This window comes from Shewanella inventionis (assembly GCF_019931735.1).
Lineage (GTDB): Bacteria > Pseudomonadota > Gammaproteobacteria > Enterobacterales > Shewanellaceae > Shewanella > Shewanella inventionis.
This window is the reverse complement of the sequence record NZ_CP082926.1, coordinates 4,254,040-4,271,091: the sequence shown is the minus strand read 5'-3', so window position 1 is coordinate 4,271,091 and position 17,052 is coordinate 4,254,040. Positions and strand designations below refer to the sequence as shown.

22 protein-coding genes and 1 pseudogene are annotated in these 17,052 nt (G+C 39.9%); 15 read left to right on the top strand and 8 right to left on the bottom strand.

Annotated features, from left to right (window positions below; all coding sequences use genetic code 11):
- Nucleotides 1-17: 17 nt before the first annotated feature.
- Entirely contained in the window at nucleotides 18-971 is a 954-nt protein-coding gene (locus K8B83_RS19120) for a D-2-hydroxyacid dehydrogenase (RefSeq protein ID WP_188739461.1), read from the top strand.
- Between the two features lie 102 nt (nucleotides 972-1,073).
- On the opposite strand, the gene purT is transcribed toward K8B83_RS19120, so the two are convergent.
- The 3 genes from purT to K8B83_RS19105 form a co-directional block, all read right to left on the bottom strand.
- Nucleotides 1,074-2,249, bottom strand: coding sequence for a formate-dependent phosphoribosylglycinamide formyltransferase (purT, locus tag K8B83_RS19115; protein ID WP_373284915.1), 1,176 nt, complete (start codon nucleotides 2,247-2,249; stop codon nucleotides 1,074-1,076).
- Nucleotides 2,250-2,509: 260 nt separating this feature from the next.
- The gene (locus K8B83_RS19110; protein ID WP_188739463.1) at nucleotides 2,510-3,139 is read right to left on the bottom strand and encodes a peroxiredoxin-like family protein; all 630 of its coding nucleotides are present in this window, start codon (nucleotides 3,137-3,139) and stop codon (nucleotides 2,510-2,512) included.
- 160 nt (nucleotides 3,140-3,299) lie between these two features.
- A complete protein-coding gene (locus K8B83_RS19105; RefSeq protein ID WP_188739464.1) occupies nucleotides 3,300-4,601 on the bottom strand; it encodes a DEAD/DEAH box helicase in 1,302 nt (433 codons plus the stop codon).
- A 423-nt stretch (nucleotides 4,602-5,024) separates the two neighbouring features.
- Here K8B83_RS19105 and K8B83_RS19100 point away from each other — a divergent pair, with 423 nt between their 5' ends.
- Entirely contained in the window at nucleotides 5,025-5,387 is a 363-nt protein-coding gene (locus tag K8B83_RS19100; RefSeq protein ID WP_188739465.1) for a LysR family transcriptional regulator, read from the top strand.
- 234 nt (nucleotides 5,388-5,621) lie between these two features.
- Here K8B83_RS19100 and K8B83_RS19095 read toward each other — a convergent pair whose 3' ends face one another.
- Nucleotides 5,622-7,409, bottom strand: coding sequence for an aminopeptidase P family protein (locus tag K8B83_RS19095; RefSeq protein ID WP_188739466.1), 1,788 nt, complete (start codon nucleotides 7,407-7,409; stop codon nucleotides 5,622-5,624).
- Nucleotides 7,410-7,614: 205 nt separating this feature from the next.
- Between K8B83_RS19095 and K8B83_RS19090 the strand changes: the two genes are divergently transcribed.
- Nucleotides 7,615-8,829 carry a M24 family metallopeptidase gene (locus tag K8B83_RS19090; RefSeq protein WP_188739467.1) on the top strand — a complete coding sequence of 405 codons (1,215 nt, stop codon included), beginning with the start codon at nucleotides 7,615-7,617 and terminating at the stop codon, nucleotides 8,827-8,829.
- Nucleotides 8,830-8,906: 77 nt separating this feature from the next.
- Here K8B83_RS19090 and K8B83_RS19085 read toward each other — a convergent pair.
- Nucleotides 8,907-9,137: pseudogene (locus tag K8B83_RS19085) on the bottom strand (FKBP-type peptidyl-prolyl cis-trans isomerase); the annotation flags it as partial.
- A gap of 50 nt (nucleotides 9,138-9,187) precedes the next feature.
- A complete protein-coding gene (locus K8B83_RS19080) occupies nucleotides 9,188-9,658 on the bottom strand; it encodes an FKBP-type peptidyl-prolyl cis-trans isomerase (protein ID WP_223418734.1) in 471 nt (156 codons plus the stop codon).
- Nucleotides 9,659-9,804: 146 nt separating this feature from the next.
- On the opposite strand from K8B83_RS19080, the gene K8B83_RS19075 reads away from it, so the two are divergent.
- On the top strand, nucleotides 9,805-10,167 hold the full coding sequence (locus K8B83_RS19075; protein ID WP_223418732.1) for a DUF3846 domain-containing protein: 363 nt from the start codon (nucleotides 9,805-9,807) through the stop codon (nucleotides 10,165-10,167).
- A gap of 36 nt (nucleotides 10,168-10,203) precedes the next feature.
- Here the strand turns inward: K8B83_RS19075 and K8B83_RS21665 are convergent, their stop codons facing one another.
- Both K8B83_RS21665 and K8B83_RS19070 read right to left on the bottom strand, forming a co-directional pair.
- Nucleotides 10,204-10,338 (bottom strand): hypothetical protein, encoded by a 135-nt coding sequence (locus tag K8B83_RS21665; RefSeq protein WP_263283558.1) that lies wholly within the window; start codon nucleotides 10,336-10,338, stop codon nucleotides 10,204-10,206.
- Entirely contained in the window at nucleotides 10,335-10,808 is a 474-nt protein-coding gene (locus K8B83_RS19070; RefSeq protein WP_223418730.1) for an endonuclease domain-containing protein, read from the bottom strand. The genes K8B83_RS21665 and K8B83_RS19070 overlap by 4 nt, the downstream gene beginning before the upstream one ends.
- 53 nt (nucleotides 10,809-10,861) lie before the next feature.
- On the opposite strand from K8B83_RS19070, the gene K8B83_RS19065 reads away from it, so the two are divergent.
- The 11 genes from K8B83_RS19065 to K8B83_RS19015 all read left to right on the top strand — a co-directional run bounded on the left by K8B83_RS19065 (nucleotide 10,862) and on the right by K8B83_RS19015 (nucleotide 17,024).
- Nucleotides 10,862-11,383, top strand: a complete 522-nt coding sequence (locus K8B83_RS19065; RefSeq protein ID WP_223418728.1) for a glycoside hydrolase family protein — start codon at nucleotides 10,862-10,864, stop codon at nucleotides 11,381-11,383.
- A 29-nt stretch (nucleotides 11,384-11,412) separates the two neighbouring features.
- The gene (locus K8B83_RS19060; protein WP_223418726.1) at nucleotides 11,413-11,613 is read left to right on the top strand and encodes a hypothetical protein; all 201 of its coding nucleotides are present in this window, start codon (nucleotides 11,413-11,415) and stop codon (nucleotides 11,611-11,613) included.
- 187 nt (nucleotides 11,614-11,800) lie between these two features.
- A complete protein-coding gene (locus K8B83_RS19055; protein ID WP_223418724.1) occupies nucleotides 11,801-11,953 on the top strand; it encodes a hypothetical protein in 153 nt (50 codons plus the stop codon).
- Between the two features lie 839 nt (nucleotides 11,954-12,792).
- Complete coding sequence (locus tag K8B83_RS19050; protein WP_223418722.1) at nucleotides 12,793-13,503, top strand: hypothetical protein; 711 nt, start codon at nucleotides 12,793-12,795, stop codon at nucleotides 13,501-13,503.
- A 260-nt stretch (nucleotides 13,504-13,763) separates the two neighbouring features.
- A complete protein-coding gene (locus tag K8B83_RS19045; protein WP_223418720.1) occupies nucleotides 13,764-14,108 on the top strand; it encodes a hypothetical protein in 345 nt (114 codons plus the stop codon).
- Nucleotides 14,109-14,431: 323 nt separating this feature from the next.
- Nucleotides 14,432-15,061 (top strand): hypothetical protein, encoded by a 630-nt coding sequence (locus K8B83_RS19040; RefSeq protein ID WP_223418718.1) that lies wholly within the window; start codon nucleotides 14,432-14,434, stop codon nucleotides 15,059-15,061.
- 118 nt (nucleotides 15,062-15,179) lie between these two features.
- The gene (locus K8B83_RS19035) at nucleotides 15,180-15,605 is read left to right on the top strand and encodes a toxin-antitoxin system YwqK family antitoxin (RefSeq protein ID WP_223418717.1); all 426 of its coding nucleotides are present in this window, start codon (nucleotides 15,180-15,182) and stop codon (nucleotides 15,603-15,605) included.
- Between the two features lie 94 nt (nucleotides 15,606-15,699).
- A complete protein-coding gene (locus K8B83_RS19030; protein WP_223418715.1) occupies nucleotides 15,700-15,942 on the top strand; it encodes a hypothetical protein in 243 nt (80 codons plus the stop codon).
- Between the two features lie 3 nt (nucleotides 15,943-15,945).
- Nucleotides 15,946-16,134, top strand: coding sequence for a hypothetical protein (locus tag K8B83_RS19025; protein WP_223418714.1), 189 nt, complete (start codon nucleotides 15,946-15,948; stop codon nucleotides 16,132-16,134).
- Between the two features lie 10 nt (nucleotides 16,135-16,144).
- Nucleotides 16,145-16,702: a hypothetical protein gene (locus K8B83_RS19020; RefSeq protein WP_223418712.1), complete on the top strand. Its 558-nt coding sequence runs from the start codon at nucleotides 16,145-16,147 to the stop codon at nucleotides 16,700-16,702.
- A gap of 70 nt (nucleotides 16,703-16,772) precedes the next feature.
- The gene (locus tag K8B83_RS19015) at nucleotides 16,773-17,024 is read left to right on the top strand and encodes a hypothetical protein (RefSeq protein WP_223418710.1); all 252 of its coding nucleotides are present in this window, start codon (nucleotides 16,773-16,775) and stop codon (nucleotides 17,022-17,024) included.
- Nucleotides 17,025-17,052: the final 28 nt, after the last annotated feature.

Sequence of the window (17,052 nt, the reverse complement as noted above, 5' to 3'; positions counted from 1 at the left end):
TAGAGGCTAAGCCATAAATGAAAATAGTAGTATTAGACGGTTATACGCTCAACCCGGGCGATTTAGATTGGCAAGGGTTACAGTCACTTGGTGAGTGTGCTATTTACGATCATACCCTAGCAGATGAGGTGGTGGCGCGCTGCCAGGATGCACAAATAGTATTAACCAATAAAACCGTGTTAAATGCACAAATACTCAGCCAATTATCGCAACTCAAATATATTGGCGTATTAGCAACAGGGACCAATGTTGTCGACATTGCTTGTGCCAGTCAACATGGTATTTGCGTCACTAATATTCCCGCTTACGGCCCAGATGCTGTGGCGCAAATGGTGTTTGCCCATATTTTACATCACCATCAACAGGTTTCATTGCACGACCAAGCGGTAAAAGCAGGGCAGTGGAGCCGCAATCGTGACTTTTGCTTTACCTTATCGCCGTTAACGTCGCTAAAAGGACTTACCCTAGGGGTTGTGGGTTATGGTGATATTGGCCAGCAAGTGGCTAATTTAGGTGCCGCATTTGGAATGAAGGTGTTGGTGACCAGTGCCAAGCCTAAAACGGATCTCCCCCCTGCTATTCAGTGGTGTGAGCGCGATACTCTTCTTAAACAAGCAGACATTATTTCGCTGCATTGCCCGCTCACGGCAGCCACCAAATACATGATAAACCGTGACAGTTTGGCCTTGCTTAAGGCGGGGTGTTTATTGGTGAACACCGCTCGCGGCGATTTAATTAACGAAGCCGATTTAGCACAATGGCTAAATCAAAATAACGGCTTTGCTGCTGTTGATGTGTTATCAACTGAGCCGCCAAGCCCAAACAATCCGTTATTAAGTGCCGCCAATATCACCATTACGCCGCACATCGCCTGGGCAACATTACAAGCAAGACAAAACCTGCTCAACATTGCCGTTAATAATATTAAGCAGTTCCTGCTGGAGGATGTGGTTAATTGTGTAAACGGTTGACTTACGCAATAAAAAGCCGCAATGATTTGCGGCTTTTTTTTGGGCTTTGCTCAAGGCTGTTTGCTTATCTTAAGGGCTATAACAAGCTCAAAGCTGTAAAGATTAAAATAACACGTTAATGTGGCTGGCAACCGTTTTGGCTTTTTCAATGGCGCTTTCTATTGAGTTGTCGCGTGCTAGGGCAACACCTAACCGGCGGCGACCATCAATATCAGGTTTGCCAAATAAGCGTAATTGAGTGTCGACTGGCGCTAACGCTTGTGCCATGCCTTGGTAACGAATATTGGTCGAGGTGCCCTCGGCTAAAATGACCGCAGAAGCACTTGGGCCATGCTGAACAATATTGCTTATTGGTAAACCCAATATGGCACGTACATGTAACGCGAACTCAGAAATGTCCTGGCTAATTAACGTTACTAGGCCTGTGTCGTGAGGTCTTGGAGACACTTCAGAAAAATACACGTCATCGCCTTTCACAAACAGTTCAACACCAAATAAGCCAAAACCGCCTAGGGCTTCAACCACTTTTTGGCTCACGACCTGGGCTTTTTGTAACACAACATCAGACATGACTTGTGGTTGCCAAGACTCGCGATAATCACCGTCTTCTTGCCTGTGACCAATAGGGGCACAAAAATGAATACCATTCACTGCGCTAATGGTGAGTAGCGTAATTTCATAATCAAATGGAATAAAGGCCTCAACAATCACTCGGCCTTGCCCTGCGCGGCCACCTTCTTGCGCATAAGCCCATGCTTTGGCAATGGTATCGCTCAACTTAATCACACTTTGGCCTTTACCTGACGAGCTCATGACCGGCTTAACTACACAAGGAATACCAATGTCTGCAACAGCTTGCTCGAACTCGGTTTGGGTATCGCAGAAGAAATATTTTGACGTAGGTAAGGCTAAAGTCTCAGCCGCTAAGCGGCGAATGCCTTCACGGTCCATGGTTAATTTAGCTGCGTTTGCCGTTGGCACAACATGTAAGCCTTGCTGCTCTAATTCTACTAAGGTTTGAGTGGCAATGGCTTCAATTTCAGGGATAACCAGATCTGGTTTTTCTAATTCGATAACCGCTTTTAGCGCATTGCCATCGAGCATATTGATCACATGAAATCGATGCGCAATTTGCATTGCCGGGGCGTTAGGGTAGCGGTCAACCCCAATCACTTCAATACCGAAACGTTGCAGTTCAATCGCGACCTCTTTACCAAGCTCTCCGCAACCTAATAACATGGCTTTTACTGTGCCAGGTGTGTTTGCCGTGCCGAATATAGTAGGAATGGACATGATGATTTATGGCCTTTATGTAGGGATATTTTTATATGCCGAACAGTGTAACGATCCCTAGGATAAAAAATCCAATACAAAAACCAATAAATCGCTATTTTATGGCAATAGGTATGATTTTTTGTGATGTGAGATTGTGTTTAATAGCGATAAGTGGTTTGAGTAGGCTTAATACGAGTGGGTATATAAGTGGAGGTTATCAAGCCAGTAAAACCAATACTGGCTTGATAATGATTGCGTGCAGATTATTTCGCTAAAAGACCTGCCGCGGCCAAAATAAGCTCAGGGGCTGGGCGCACTTTGTAGTTTGGGTTTACATATTGAAAATGAATTAAGCCTTTTGTGTCTGCTAAGTACACAGCAGGTACCGGCAACACCAGGCGTTTGTCACCTTGTGGCGTGGTAAATAACTCATTGGTAACTACACTGGCTGTGTATTTTTTTGTGATATCGGCACTGGTGTAATAGGCTAACCCAAAGGCTTGTGATGCGGCCATTGAACTGTCTGATAGCAATAAGTAATCAAGCTTTTGATCGTTCAGTGATGCACGCATTTTTTCGGGCGTGTCGGGTGAAATCCCCACAAGTTGAAATCCCATGTCGATAAGTTTTGGTTCAATGGCTTTTAGTTGTCCCATTTGTGAATTACAAAATGGACACCAACCACCACGGTAAAAAAAGAAAATAGTGGGTTTTTGTGACACCAATTTAGCTAAATCAACGGCATTGCCATCAACATCTTGCAAAGTGACCGAGGGAATTTGGTGGCCATTGAGCAGTGGCATGACATTGTTTTCGTCACTGGCAATAGGTTTAGCTATGCTGGTAAAGCTGGTTAACATTAACGCGCTAGCAATAAGCAAAGTTTTTAACATGATAAGTCCTTGTGTGGTGTTGTCCTAACGTACTCGATATCACAATAGTACGCATACGTTATAACAAAATAAATTTCATTCAAAGACAAAAAAGACGCCGTAGCGTCTTTTAGTTTGCCTCCCCTTTACAGCGGGAAAGGTAAAATATATCGAATCTAAGTTACTTAATTTTTTTGTATTTTACTGTGCTACTGGCTTTACCCACTTTAACACGGCGGCCATCCATTTTTTTCTCGGCAATCATTTGAGCGCCAACGTTGTCGCTACGTTGCTGTTTTTTAGCGAAGCTACGGCGCTTTTCAATTTGTTTAAGCAACATTTCACGGCTACCTACCTCATAACCCGGTACGGTAATACGGCGAATTTGTTGGCCAATAAGTTTTTCAATGTCGGCTAACGTGCGTTCTTCTTCACGGCTGACAAACGAAATAGCCACACCGGTTTTACCTGCACGGCCTGTACGGCCAATACGGTGGACATAATCTTCTGCCAAAAACGGTAAATCATAATTAACCACGTATTCAAGGTTTTGAATATCAAGGCCACGAGCAGCAACTTCAGTGGCCACTAATACACGGATTTTACCTTCAACAAACTCACGTAATGCACGGCGACGGCTACCTTGAGCTTTTTCTCCGTGAACAACACCTGATGGAATACCGTCAAGGTTTAATTCTTTTACTAAGGTGTCTGCTGCGTCACGAGTGGCGGTAAACACCAGTACTTGACGCCAGTTTTTTGTGCCGATCAGTTCAGACAACAATTCACGCTTACGGCGTTGTTCAACCGGATAAATCACCTGGCTAATGGTCGCCGCCGTGGTGTTTTGTTTATCTACAGTAATGACTTTAGGTTTATCAAGCATGTCGTTAGCGAGTTTTTTTACTTCACTAGAAAACGTCGCTGAAAACAACATGTTTTGGCGGTTTTTGTTTACCGCTTGGAGGATTTTTTTAATATCGGCGCTAAAGCCCATATCAAGCATACGGTCAGCTTCATCGAGCACTAAAAAGTCAACGTTTGACAAACTTAAGTTACAAGCTGTGATGTGCTCGAGCAAACGGCCTGGGGTGGCCACAATAACATCAGCACCACGTTTTAGCTTTTGCGATTGCGTGTCCATTTTAACGCCACCGTAAATGGTTAATACGGTGAAGTTAAGGTGTTTGCTGTAAGCACTGATGTTGTCTGCAACCTGTGCCGCAAGTTCACGGGTAGGTGTAAGAATTAACGTGCGTGTGTTTGATGGTAATGTCTCTTTTGGCACTTCACACATTTTTTGTAAAATAGGTAAAGCAAACGCTGCGGTTTTACCGGTACCCGTTTGCGCGCTGGCGAGTACATCTTCGCCGCGGCGGATAGCTGGGATCGCTTGTTTTTGAACTGGTGTCATCGATTGGTAACCGCACTCAGCGATCGCGCGTAATATTTCTGGGGCGAAGCTAAAAGATTCGAATTTCATGGTGCGGTTCCTGTATGTACATCAAAACAAAGCGATTTAGTTACGTCCAGCTTATTAGCTGAGCAAGGTAAATCTAGATAATTGGGCCCGTTAGCCTTACTCGATGGCTAAATTCATGCTTAACAATGTTGTTAACTTCATAGGATAGTTGAAAAACGTTAAGCTTGAGCAGAATACCCGATTGGGACGCCATCGATAAGCGGCCGCGGAGTATAACAAACTTTTGCCTAAATCCTGAACTTTATCTGTGTTTACTCATAAGATTTTTTAAGCTTGCGCTTTTGTTGTTATTGCGGTTTAGGCGGTGTTTCACATAAACGCAAATTCTTGAGTAGAGGGAGGTAAAAATGTTTGCTAAATTGCATGGTAAATCAATGATAGACTATGACATCAAGTGCATCATCGACGTAGCAACCTTCTTTTATGAATATAAATCAACTCGATCTTAATCTACTGATTATTTTAAAACAGTTACTTGAAGAAAAGCATATCAGTAATACCGCATTAACGTTAGGTATCAGCCAACCATCAATTAGTCGGTCTTTGGCAAAGCTGCGAGTGCTTTTTGATGACCAACACATCTTGCTGGTATCACTAGAGTGGACAAGTTGGGCTGAGCAAATAAATGCCCAGGGATATTCTCATGGCGATGGGGAAGGTCGAGGAAACATGCCCTCAATACTGAGGTACATATTACCTTTTGTTAAAGAGTTGATTTTAATTGGCGTGCCCATGTTAATTACGGTTGGCATAGCAAAATTAATCGGGCGTTTCAAAAAACGTTAGTCATTGTTGCTCGTCTTTACCGGCACGTTGTTTAAAATATTCCTTGCTGCAACGTTCATTTTTATTGATAGCAATATAAGGTTGAGGACAAATGTGAGTTAGTAAAACTCCACACTAAACCTAAACACAAAAACAGCGGCTTCCTTTGTCAATGTTGTATATATTAACGCGATTAAAAAAGGCTTAGGTGAGATAACTACTCTAAGCCTTTTATCATCTATTGAAAGCTAGCGCTTAAATCGCCTTAGTCACTTTATTTAACCAGGCTAGTTCATCGCCTTGCATTAATGGCGCTAGGGTGTTGCGTACTTTTTGTTGGTATTGATTAAACCAATTTACTTCAACATCAGTTAATAATGATTTGTCGATTAAGCGTGCATCCATTGGGATGTGGGTTAATGCATCAAATTCATACATTTCACGCTCAGCCCCTTGCAGGGCTTGGCAAGGTTGTACTGCCACTAAGTTTTCGATACGAATACCAAAACCGTCGGCGCGGTAATAACCAGGCTCGTTCGACAATACCATGCCAGGTAACAGCGCAACGCCATTGACGTTTTTACCAATACGCTGTGGGCCCTCGTGTACACTCAAAAAGTGGCCTACACCATGACCGGTACCATGATCATAATCAAAACCGTGTTGCCATAAATATTGGCGTGCAAAGGCATCAAGTTGCTGGCCCGAGGTGCCTTTAGGGAAACGTGCAGTATCAAGTGCAATATGACCTTTTAATACTAAGGTGACCATTTTTTTCTGCTCGTCGGTTACTTTACCAATGGCGATAGTGCGAGTGACATCGGTAGTGCCATCGATATATTGTGCGCCAGAGTCAACCAGGTAAATGCTGTCCATGGTCATAGTACTTGGGGTGCCATTGTTATGATTGTAATGACACATGGCGGCATTAGCACCGGTGGCTGAGATAGTGTCAAAACTTGGCTCACGATACAGTGGGTCTTGCAGTCTAAAGCTTTCTAATTTGTCTGCCAGTTGTGCTTCATCGTGCATGATGTGCTGCTCAACCTGACTGTCTAACCAGGCTAAAAAGCGGCTAACAGCAACACCATCACGAATATGGCAGGCACGCATACCGGCAAGTTCTGCGCTATTTTTTTGCGCTTTAGGTAATGCAACAGGATCTGTCCCAGCAATAAGTTTGGCACCGCCTTTTTGCGCTAATAATTGTGAGTATGCATTGGCAGAATGAGGATCGGCTAGCAATTTAACCCCATCCATTTGCGCTAACACGCTGGCTAATTCAGACTCTTCTTTAAAGCTCACCCCTTCACCCACATGCTCGGCAATATTTTGCGGTACTTTGCCTAAGTCGGTAAAGAAGGTCATGTCGCCATTGGTAGATAGTAAACCACAGCCCAAGACAACCGGAAAACGTGGCACGTCGTTGCCACGGATGTTTAACAACCAACAGCATGAATCTAATGCCGCGATAAGTGCCATGTCGGCACCTTGTTTTTTAACTAATGCCCCAATTTGTTGACGTTTCTCAATGCTATTGCGGCCCGCACCTTCATGGCTAAATAATGTCATGGTTGATGCTGATGGTGCAGGGCGATCTCGCCAGCTCACATCAATCGGGTTGTCGTTTACTTCAACCAAGTTGATTTGAGCTTTATCGAATTGCGCTTTGGTTTGTTGGTACCAGGCAAGAGTGTGTAAACGGCTGTCGATACCCACATTTGCTCCAGCGGGTAAGGTGTCGATTAGCCAGTCAATTTGTGGGTCGTCATGCAGGCTTAAATACTCAAATAAACTGCCATCCACTTGCTGGCGCACCTGCACAGTGTAACGACCGTCGGTAAAAATGGTTGCGCGGTCTTTTAATACAATCGCCATACCTGCTGAGCCGGTAAAGCCAGTAGCCCAGTGTAAACGCTCATTGCGGGCAGGCACGTATTCACCTAAGTATTCATCGGCGCGGGGAATAATAAAGGCATCGATTTGGTTAACTTCAAGTTGTTGGCGAATAGCACTAAGGCGGGTGGCAATAATATTGGACATGGTTTCTCCGTTGGAGGCGACTGATGAACTCAGCTCTGTAAATGAGGTGCAATTATCGCAAGGGCAACAGCAGCCTTGCAAGCGTAGTTGCTAAGATTTGCTTGGCTTAAATTGTAAACTTATATTGTATACAATGGTAACTCTACATTGTAGGCGTTATGCTTATCGGCATTTATCTGACAATAACAATAATAAAGGACTCGTGATGACAATCGGTGTTGGTGGTGTTAGCCCGCAGCAGGCATTAGCTAAATTATGTAAAATGACAGACGGTGTTGCAGCCATAAGCGAGGATGAATTTAATCAACGCATAAAGCGTGCACAAGAGTTAATGGTACAACATGGCTTAGATGCTATTTATGTTAATGCGGGCACTAACTTGTATTATTTTAGCGGTACACGCTGGTTTTCAAGTGAACGTATGGTCGGGGCTATCATTCCGGCAGAGGGCGCGATTGAGTACATTGCCCCAGCGTTTGAGCTAGATACTTTGCAAGGGTATATGGCCATTAAAGGTCAAGTAAACACCTGGCATGAAGATCAAAGCCCCTATCAATTATTTGCCCATTTGCTTGATAAAATGGGCCTTAAGCAAGCCAAGATCGGCATTGATGAATCGACTCCGTTTTTTATTAGCGACGGCATCGCTCAAGCTGCGCCTCAACATCGACTTGTTAGTGCAACAACCGTTACTGCAGGTTGTCGAATGATTAAATCTGCTGCCGAAATCGCCTTAATGCAACGCGCAAAAGACATGACGCTTGAGGTGCATAAAGCGGCTGCGAGTATATTGCGTGAAGGGATTACCACCGCTGAGGTTGAAGACTTTATCGACCAAGCACATTATGCGGTAGGTGCTCCAAAAGGCTCGTATTTTTGTATTGTATTATTTGGCGAAGATACCGCTTATCCGCACGGAGTTAAGTCGCCAAAGTCGTTAGCGATTAATGATACAGTGCTGATTGATACCGGCTGTCAGTTGCATGGTTATAACTCAGATATTACTCGCACTTACGTGTTTGGTGAACCCAATGAACGCCAACGCCAGTTATGGCAATTAGAGCAAGATGCACAGCTTGCGGCATTTGCTGCTGCGCAAATCGGTACGCCTTGCTGTGAGGTTGATGTTGCTGCGCGCAAGGTGTTAGAAAATGCAGGTTTTGGCCCAGGTTACCAGGTACCTGGCTTACCACATCGCACCGGACATGGCATAGGGTTAGACATACATGAATGGCCGTACTTAGTGGGTAATGACTCAACTTTACTGGCCAGTGGTATGTGTTTTAGTAATGAACCCATGTTGTGCGTGCCGGGTGAGTTTGGTATTCGACACGAAGACCATTTTTACATGACGGCTCAAGGGCCAAAGTGGTTTACGCCACCTGCCAAATCAATTGATGATCCGTTTTATTTGGCTTGAGCATAGGTTAAAGCTAATTTGTTGATACCAAAAAGCCTCCATTACGGAGGCTTTTTATGTTGGTCGGTAGCACTAGATTAATTAATCGCAAATAACTCAACATCAAATATCAGTACCGAGCCACCCACAATTTTACCAGTTGAGCGGTTACCGTAGGCAAGCTGGCTTGGAATATAAAAACGGAACTTGTCACCCACAGTCATTAATTGCACGCCTTCTGTCCAGCCTTTAATCACTTGATTTAGGCCAAAGCTAATGGTTTCATTGCGATCAACTGAGCTGTCAAATACAGTGCCGTCGATTAATGTGCTGCTAATAAAGCAACTACAGTTTACTGTTGGCATTTATATAAGCTTAACTAGTTGATCTCAAAAAGCTCAACATCAAATATCAGTACCGAACCACCTACGATTTTACCCGTTGAACGGTTGCCATATGCTAGTTGGCTTGGAATATAAAAGCGAAACTTGTCGCCCACTGTCATTAACTGAACACCCTCAGTCCATCCCTTAATCACTTGGTTTAAACCAAAGGTGATTGTTTCGCCACGTTCAACAGAGCTGTCAAATACATCACCACTAACTAAAGTTCCGTGATAGTGGACAGTTACTTTACTATTGGCTTTAGGGTGTTCGGTGTTATCGCTTTTGGTGAGGATTTCATACTGCAAACCAGACAAGGTTTGTATGACACCTTCGCGTTTAGCATTTTCGGCTAAAAATAGTTTCCCTTTTTCGATGTTTTCTTTTGCTGCTTTTGAGTTATTAGCTTGAGTAAAAAAGTAAAATATTACTCCAGCAATAACCACGACGGCCAAAATCATACGCATTTATTAAACTCCTATAGATTGATTGGATCATGATACGTATGCATTAAAGTGGAGTAAAGGAAGTCTATGTATCAAAAAAATCTTCGGTTGATGACATAATATGTCAGGTAATAAAGTACTCCTGTTAACTTAACAGGAGTTTTTTTATGTCAGTAGTATTAAAGTTTGAAGTTAAAGGTTCACCTGAAACTGGTTATGTGTTGTTCAAAACCACAGAGCAAATAGGGCGAGATAAGTTAGCTAGTTTTCAAAAACTAGTAGGCGGGTTGATTGAACCAGTTGCTTACTTAACTGGCGCTGCTTTATTGATGAATGAAGAAGCGTTAAACATGGACTTAGTTGCTTGGCGCGTTCCTGATGAACTGGAAGCTTTAGTGCCAGATCATTTCAATGTAGGTGGCGTTAAAGTGCTAGTTGGTCCTGTTATTTTTGTAGCAGATGATGGTGAAGATTTTATGGGGTTTCAAGATGAGTTTAAAGCAAACGAAGCTTTGATTGGTTTACAGTAGTTTTTATTAAGCAAAAGCCCACTGATGTGGGCTTTTTTATGCTTCTAGTATTTTCAATAATAACTCAGGATCATCCTCTAAAAGCTCAAGTGCTAATGGACTATCAAGTATATAAGTAGCCCACTCACTTTCAGTCATTTCAGCCATTTCAGTCACAGTTTTTTCCATCATTTTTTCCTCTTGTGTATTAGCTTTAACGCTTGTTTAAACGCTGTTAAACGTTGCTTGTTATTAGTTAATGCAGTTGTATCCACGTTATATAAAGCAAGCTGCTCCCGTTGCTCTCCTGCGTTTAAACGTGCAAAGCGTTTAGCTTCCACTGCTAGCATATTTGTATAGTAATGATTCATCGAATAGTCATTAGTTAAGTAATCACTGATCATTTTAATAGCATCAGCAAGTGTTAACCCAGTACGTTTAGCTAGTGTATTAAGCCTGTTTTCAATCCCTCCGAGCAAGAATGCACCGTTACATAAACGGCACAAGACCTCTCTTATGTGATGTGTTGTGTGGTCGTGATCGACTACTAAATCGCTATCAGTCTTACAAAAGTGACATTTAGCATTAGCCCTTAGTTCAGCTAGTTCCTTTTGGTTAAGTATCAGTTTTTGTTTATTTTTATTGTTATTTTTATTGTTCATCAAATGTCCATCAAATCCTCATAAATACATAAAACTATTTAGAGGAACCAAGGATGGTGAACAGTGATAAAGCTAGTAATGTAGCTAGTAATGTAGCTAGTAATGTAGCTAGTCGTTTAAGCAGTCGTAATGCGCTTAAAGAACGGATAAAACTAAACGAAGGATCTATTGAATATCAGCAGTACAAAGGCTTTTTCAGTGATGGTCATTTTCATTCGTATAAATGTAGTGAGGGATTTACCACTATTGGATACGGGCATAGATGTGCTGATAACCAGTTACCAATAACGCCATTAGAAGCTGATGCTTTGTTAGATAAAGATATTGAAACGGCTAGGACATTAGCAGCCAAGATACACATGGACGAGTATCAAGTGGTTAATGATGTATTAATCGAGACCGTATTTCAGATTGGCTATAACGGCTTATTGAAGTTCAAGAAAATGTTGCTTGCTTTGAAAGCAGGTGATTATGAAAAAGCGGCTTATGAAATGAAAAATAGCCGTTGGTATAAGCAAACACCTACAAGAGTACAGAAGCACATTGATGTGCTGTTAAGTGTTAAAGGTAAGTAGGTAAGTAAGTAAAAAGACAAGGAGATGTCATGGGAACAATAATCGTACAAGGATTGTTAGCTGCATTAAAAAGTGTGTTATTAGCTGTGGCTAGTGAAGCATTGATTAAATGGGTAATCATTGAGCTAGCTGTTATGGCTGCTAAATGTACTGCTACAACATTTGATGATGAACTAGTTCAGAAGATTAAAACTGCATTAGATCAGCCAAATCAGCCAGAAGTTAAGTAAAAGTAAAAGTAAAAGTATAAAGAGCCTAGCATTGCTGGGCTTTTTTGTGGCTTCAGTTTCCAGTATTCAGTATTCAGTATTCAGTATTCAGTAACCAGTTTCCTGTTGGAACATTTTAACGCGCTTTGATTAGAATAGTTTTTGATTTGATAACCAGCTACATGTAACAACAAAGTAAGGAATAATAATGAATCGTATTGAAGAACTTGAGCATCTTGAACCAGCAGACTTTCACTGTGATGAATCACGTAGCTATGCTTTAGAGTTATTGAAAGCACTAAAGAATATTGAAGTAATGAAACTTAAACTACTTAAACTAAGAGAGATATTGAATGAATGAGAGATTGATGAATATAGAATAGGAGGCACACGCTCCGCGCGGCCTTGATTCTTAATCTGTTGCCTTACTGAATATACAAGCACACTACACTTTATTATAGTGCGCATTTAACTTTTTTATAATAATAATAATGGCTTAGATGTTGCCATTCTTAAAAAGCAACTATAATAAAGTGTATGCTTGTATGTATGTTCAATCGCGTTGCTCAAGCAATGTACAAGTGAATGTCGCGTTGGCATTGCGCGGAACAACTTCCCATAGTGCCTTCGGGTTCCCTGCTGTAGAACTGCCGCTGAGCGTAGCGATGGGCTGTGAAACAGCTACCTAATCTCTTAATGTGCTTCTCATAGCTTTTTATGTGCTTCTCACTGCTTCTCATAGCTTTTAATGTTGTTGCTTTGCCTAATGAATAGCGAAAGCGAAGAACCTAGTGCCTTTGATGTATGCCGACAGGAAGACAGCGAAGCACGAAGTTATACTTGCTTCTCTATCATTTTAAGAGCTATAGAGTTTACGAGATAGCTCTTAAAATGATAGAGAAGTGATGTATTGAAAAGCAATACAGGAACGCTAGATAGTATCTTAATAGCAACGGCGAAAACCAAGGTTCCAGTTTACAAATCCCAAAATAATCACGAATCTGCTTATAAAACCAACAGAAATCGCTTAATAAAGCAGCACGTAAACTGATTAGGCGTAAACTCAAATGTGATATGCAGAAATCTAGCTATTACAGCCACAAAATAAACTCAAATACTAAATACTACGTAAACTGAAAAACGAGTTTACCACAATGGAATGTTATAATAGTACATAGGACAACACGCAAGGAGTGCATCATGTCTACACAAAGAACCACTAAGATTTACATCAACGACCAAGACACTGTAATCGGTCAATCAACCAAAAAAGCTGGCACTCTTTCGGGCTATGTTTATATCACTACTATTCTTGATGAAGAAGTTCCTGATCAAGTAGCTAAGTGCCAATATCGCATCACAACAACCACACCAGATACCAAAGTTCTTAATGATTGGGACTCAATGTTCAATGGTGCTGTTGAGTCATACAAGAAGCATTACTCAAAACACTATGAGGGTGTATCAATCAAGTGCGGCAACATAGTACAAGAGAGAAACTTACAGCTAGGCATTATGCGCGATGTGAATGTTGCTTGTTGGGTAGCTGCTTATGATCAAAACGTCATAGCATTTCAGATTCATTATCCGTCAGGTGCAATATTCCAATCGCATGATGTTGCTATGGGTACTAATGCTAATGGTCAACGTGAATGTGAAGTCGTTCCAGCCACTAAGACAACATTCGATCCATCTATAAAGATGACAGTATTGAAAGGTGGTGAAAAGACACATAGACGTGAGGGATCTAAGTTATCGTTCAGTGATGAAGCTGAGATACTTCGCTGCTTACAGGACAAGAAAGCTGGTAAATCGAAAATCACTGGTGCATTGCTTGCGACACAATATCAAGTATCAAAGATGGCGATTAGTAAGCTAAAGAGTCGCTTTGAAGCTGAGGGTAAGCTTTAACAGTGGATATACAATAAGCGTAAACAGCTAAAAACAAGCCTAAAAAGCCGCTAATAACAACGAAAAACTAGCCATTCCTAAGCAAAAACAGCCATTTTTTACAATAAAAAAATATTCCGTGTACTTAGCCGGAAGTTACTAGTCAGCTCATCATGTATGTAGAAATAAAGTAAGGCTCTCATGTTAATCATGATTGAGCTTTTTTGTGGCTAAACTTTTTATAACTAAATACCAAGTAAACACAAACACAAGAGAATCATATGAAATACACTGAGAACGCATCGAAAAAGAAATATGTGATACACCACAATGGTGTCAATATAGGTTTCACTTACACTGATATACAAAAACTAAAACTAATCATTGAAGAAATAGAGAATGTTGGTTCATTTAGTATTAATGATGATTTGGAACTATGGGTTCAAATAACACAACCTAACCCTGTAATAAGCGAAGAACTATTACAACTCTTTGCAGGTTTAAACTCAAGTGATATCAACGTGTTTAAAGACAATCGCCAACAAATACTTACTGAAAAATATAATGAATACAGTGAACACGATCAGTTCACAATAACACTAACATGTGGTTTCTCACCGTCTTGAAAAAGTTTCTAGGCTAAAATATAAGAATAAATAATATTGTTATATAAGATAACACTGAAAATAATGCACTAGATTATAATGCGTTGATTTCTAATAATGGGTGTTTAGTTTTCACAAATATACTTCCAGGTCTATTTGTTGAATAAAGATTTGGCTCAGCGTGATTAATCACGGTTGGGCCTTTTTTTTGGCCTTTACAAAAACGACTGTTCAATAAATGAACTATGTGGCGTTTTTAGCCCGTTTGAAGCACTTTTAAATCCTTAAACATAAATACCTATGAAGAAAGGCAAAAGCACTTTCAAACAATATAAAGGTATCTTATGAACACAAGTACAAGCAGCAACACTTCAAAAACACACTCATTAAACAAGCCATTCAAGCTTAACAGAGCTACACAGCTAACTTTCGGTTATACACCTAATAATAGTAAAGCTGGTTATAGCTACGAAGCGCGTACTGTCGCAAAGATTATTAAAAGCTTTGGTGGACGTGCAGCTACATTAGACGAGCAGCTAAAACAGGGCATTGACTATGTATCAGTTACTGGTGAAACGATTGATGTTAAACACCAGCCAAAAGCATTTATTCACGGCACTATTAACGTTGAGCTAATGGAATATAACACTAACGATCCAACCATTATGAATGCTGGCAGCTTTTTACATAGCAAAGCTGATTTATACCATTGGTGCATACGTGATGACGAAGTAGAAGATGTGCTTGTGTTCAATAAAGAAGCACTTATGCCATACATTGAGCGAGTTATAAATGGGGAAAGTATCGTAGGTTTTTTACTCAGCAATAGTAATAGTCTCCATGCTCAAAACGAATCACGCCAACACGGATCAAGTAAGTTCGATAACGCTGTTACATGTCGAGTAGATATTCATTTAGTGAAGCAGATTCAGCGCGAATATGAAATGAAACAAGCTGGTATTAGTTTTAACTAAGTCTTTAACTAACTTTTAAACAGTACTAGTAAGAATATTAAGCCCGTTTGACGGGCTTTTTGTTTAGAAACCCTAAATACATATAAGAAAGCAACACTTACAAATAGCAGGTAATAAAATGAATAATGATAATAATAATGATGACAATGAAGTCACTATGGTAAAAGTCCAATATGACAATGATTACTGTATTGGTTATTTAAAAGGCAGAATATTACATAGATTAAACGGTCCAGCTTTTATTCATCATTATGAAAGTGGACTAGTTGAATGTGAATCGTGGTATATAAATGGAAAACTTCATAGATTAGATGGTCCTGCTAAGATCGAATATTATGAAAGTGGACTAGTTAAAAGTGAATCGTGGTATATAAATGGAAAACTTCATAGATTAGATGCTCCTGCTAAGATTTATTATCAGATTGATGGCAGTATACATAAAGAATATTGGTACGTTGCTGGAAAGAAGCATAGATTGTTTGATCATACTGTTGATTATTCAAAGATAATAAAGGTTGAAAGTGGTGTTTGGTTTGATGATTAGAATATTAAGCCCGTTTGACGGGCTTTTTGTTTAGAAACCCTAAATACATATAAGAAAGGAAGCAATGTTAAGTAACAGCATAAGGATATCAGGAATGAGCGCACAAGGTTTAAAGCAATACCAGCAATACCAACAACACAAAGAAAACAAACAACTGACATTTGACGATCCAATATTAGGACGTGTTCCTGTTATTCATCTAACAACAATAAGCATTAACGAATATCAACTAACACCATTTGAACCATTTGAAGTTACGAAAGAACTATCAGATTTAAGATTTAAACGTGTAGGCGATAATGTACAAGTTTTTAAACTATCAGGCAGTAAGGAGTAATATATGAGTAACGTATTTTCTGTAATGTTTTTAGTAATAGCTATTGCGAGCACTGCTTATGCAGTAACCGTCCCAGTTTTAGAAAAGTTAAATACAATAGAGCAAAACCAAATAGTAATAGCTAATAACTTGAAGATTAAACTTGATGTTATTAGTGAAAATGTATGTACAGGAAAGAATAACAATAGGTGAGATGACTAAAATGATGGAAGCATTAATGCTGTATAAAAAATACTTTTGTACTGATTTAAAACGTAAGGTATTGGATGCATTGTATAAAGAAATGCAAAAATATGAAAACAAATATGATATCGATATTGAGTTGTTAGTGAGCCAGATAATACAAAAACTAACAGATCCTAATACTAAATCAAATGCATGTTATTTTACTAGTAACAGTGATAAAGCAACCACACCATTCATCACTAGCTGTATGGTAAAACAATCAACAAATAACATTACTCAATCGATTACTGCTGATATGAACTATGAAATAAAAAAAGATATATACAGCGACTCTCAAGCTGGTCAAAATCTTAATAAAATAGTCAGTGAAAAAGTTGATATCTACAATAAACGACTACTAAACAACGACATGCCAAATACATTAGATACTTTGATGTGCCTTATTGAAGTAGAAGACATATGTATAAAAACAAGTCGCTCTAGTATCAAAGATATAATCAATACTAGGTACTCTGAACTAGATGAAACAGATCAGTTTACCGTTACATTAGCAACAGGATACAACAGTATATAAGACACTTATGTGAACTTAGTTATCTATGTATAAATAAAAAGTAAGCAATAACACACAAAAAGGATAAAACATGAACACAATCCAACATGAACAAGAAACAACTCTAAGATACTATTTGAGAGATTATAATGAGTTAAACAAAATCAACACTAACCTAACTGTGTTGACTTCAACTGATGTAACAGAACAACAAAATCAACTAAATGTATTGATGGATAAAATCAAAATATTAGTAGTTGATTTAAACACTACACGTGAATCATTAGGATTAGAAGAACTTGTTATCTATATACCTCAAATGGTATTGACGCGTATAAAGTAAAATAACAGCAGTAACAACTAAGACTAAA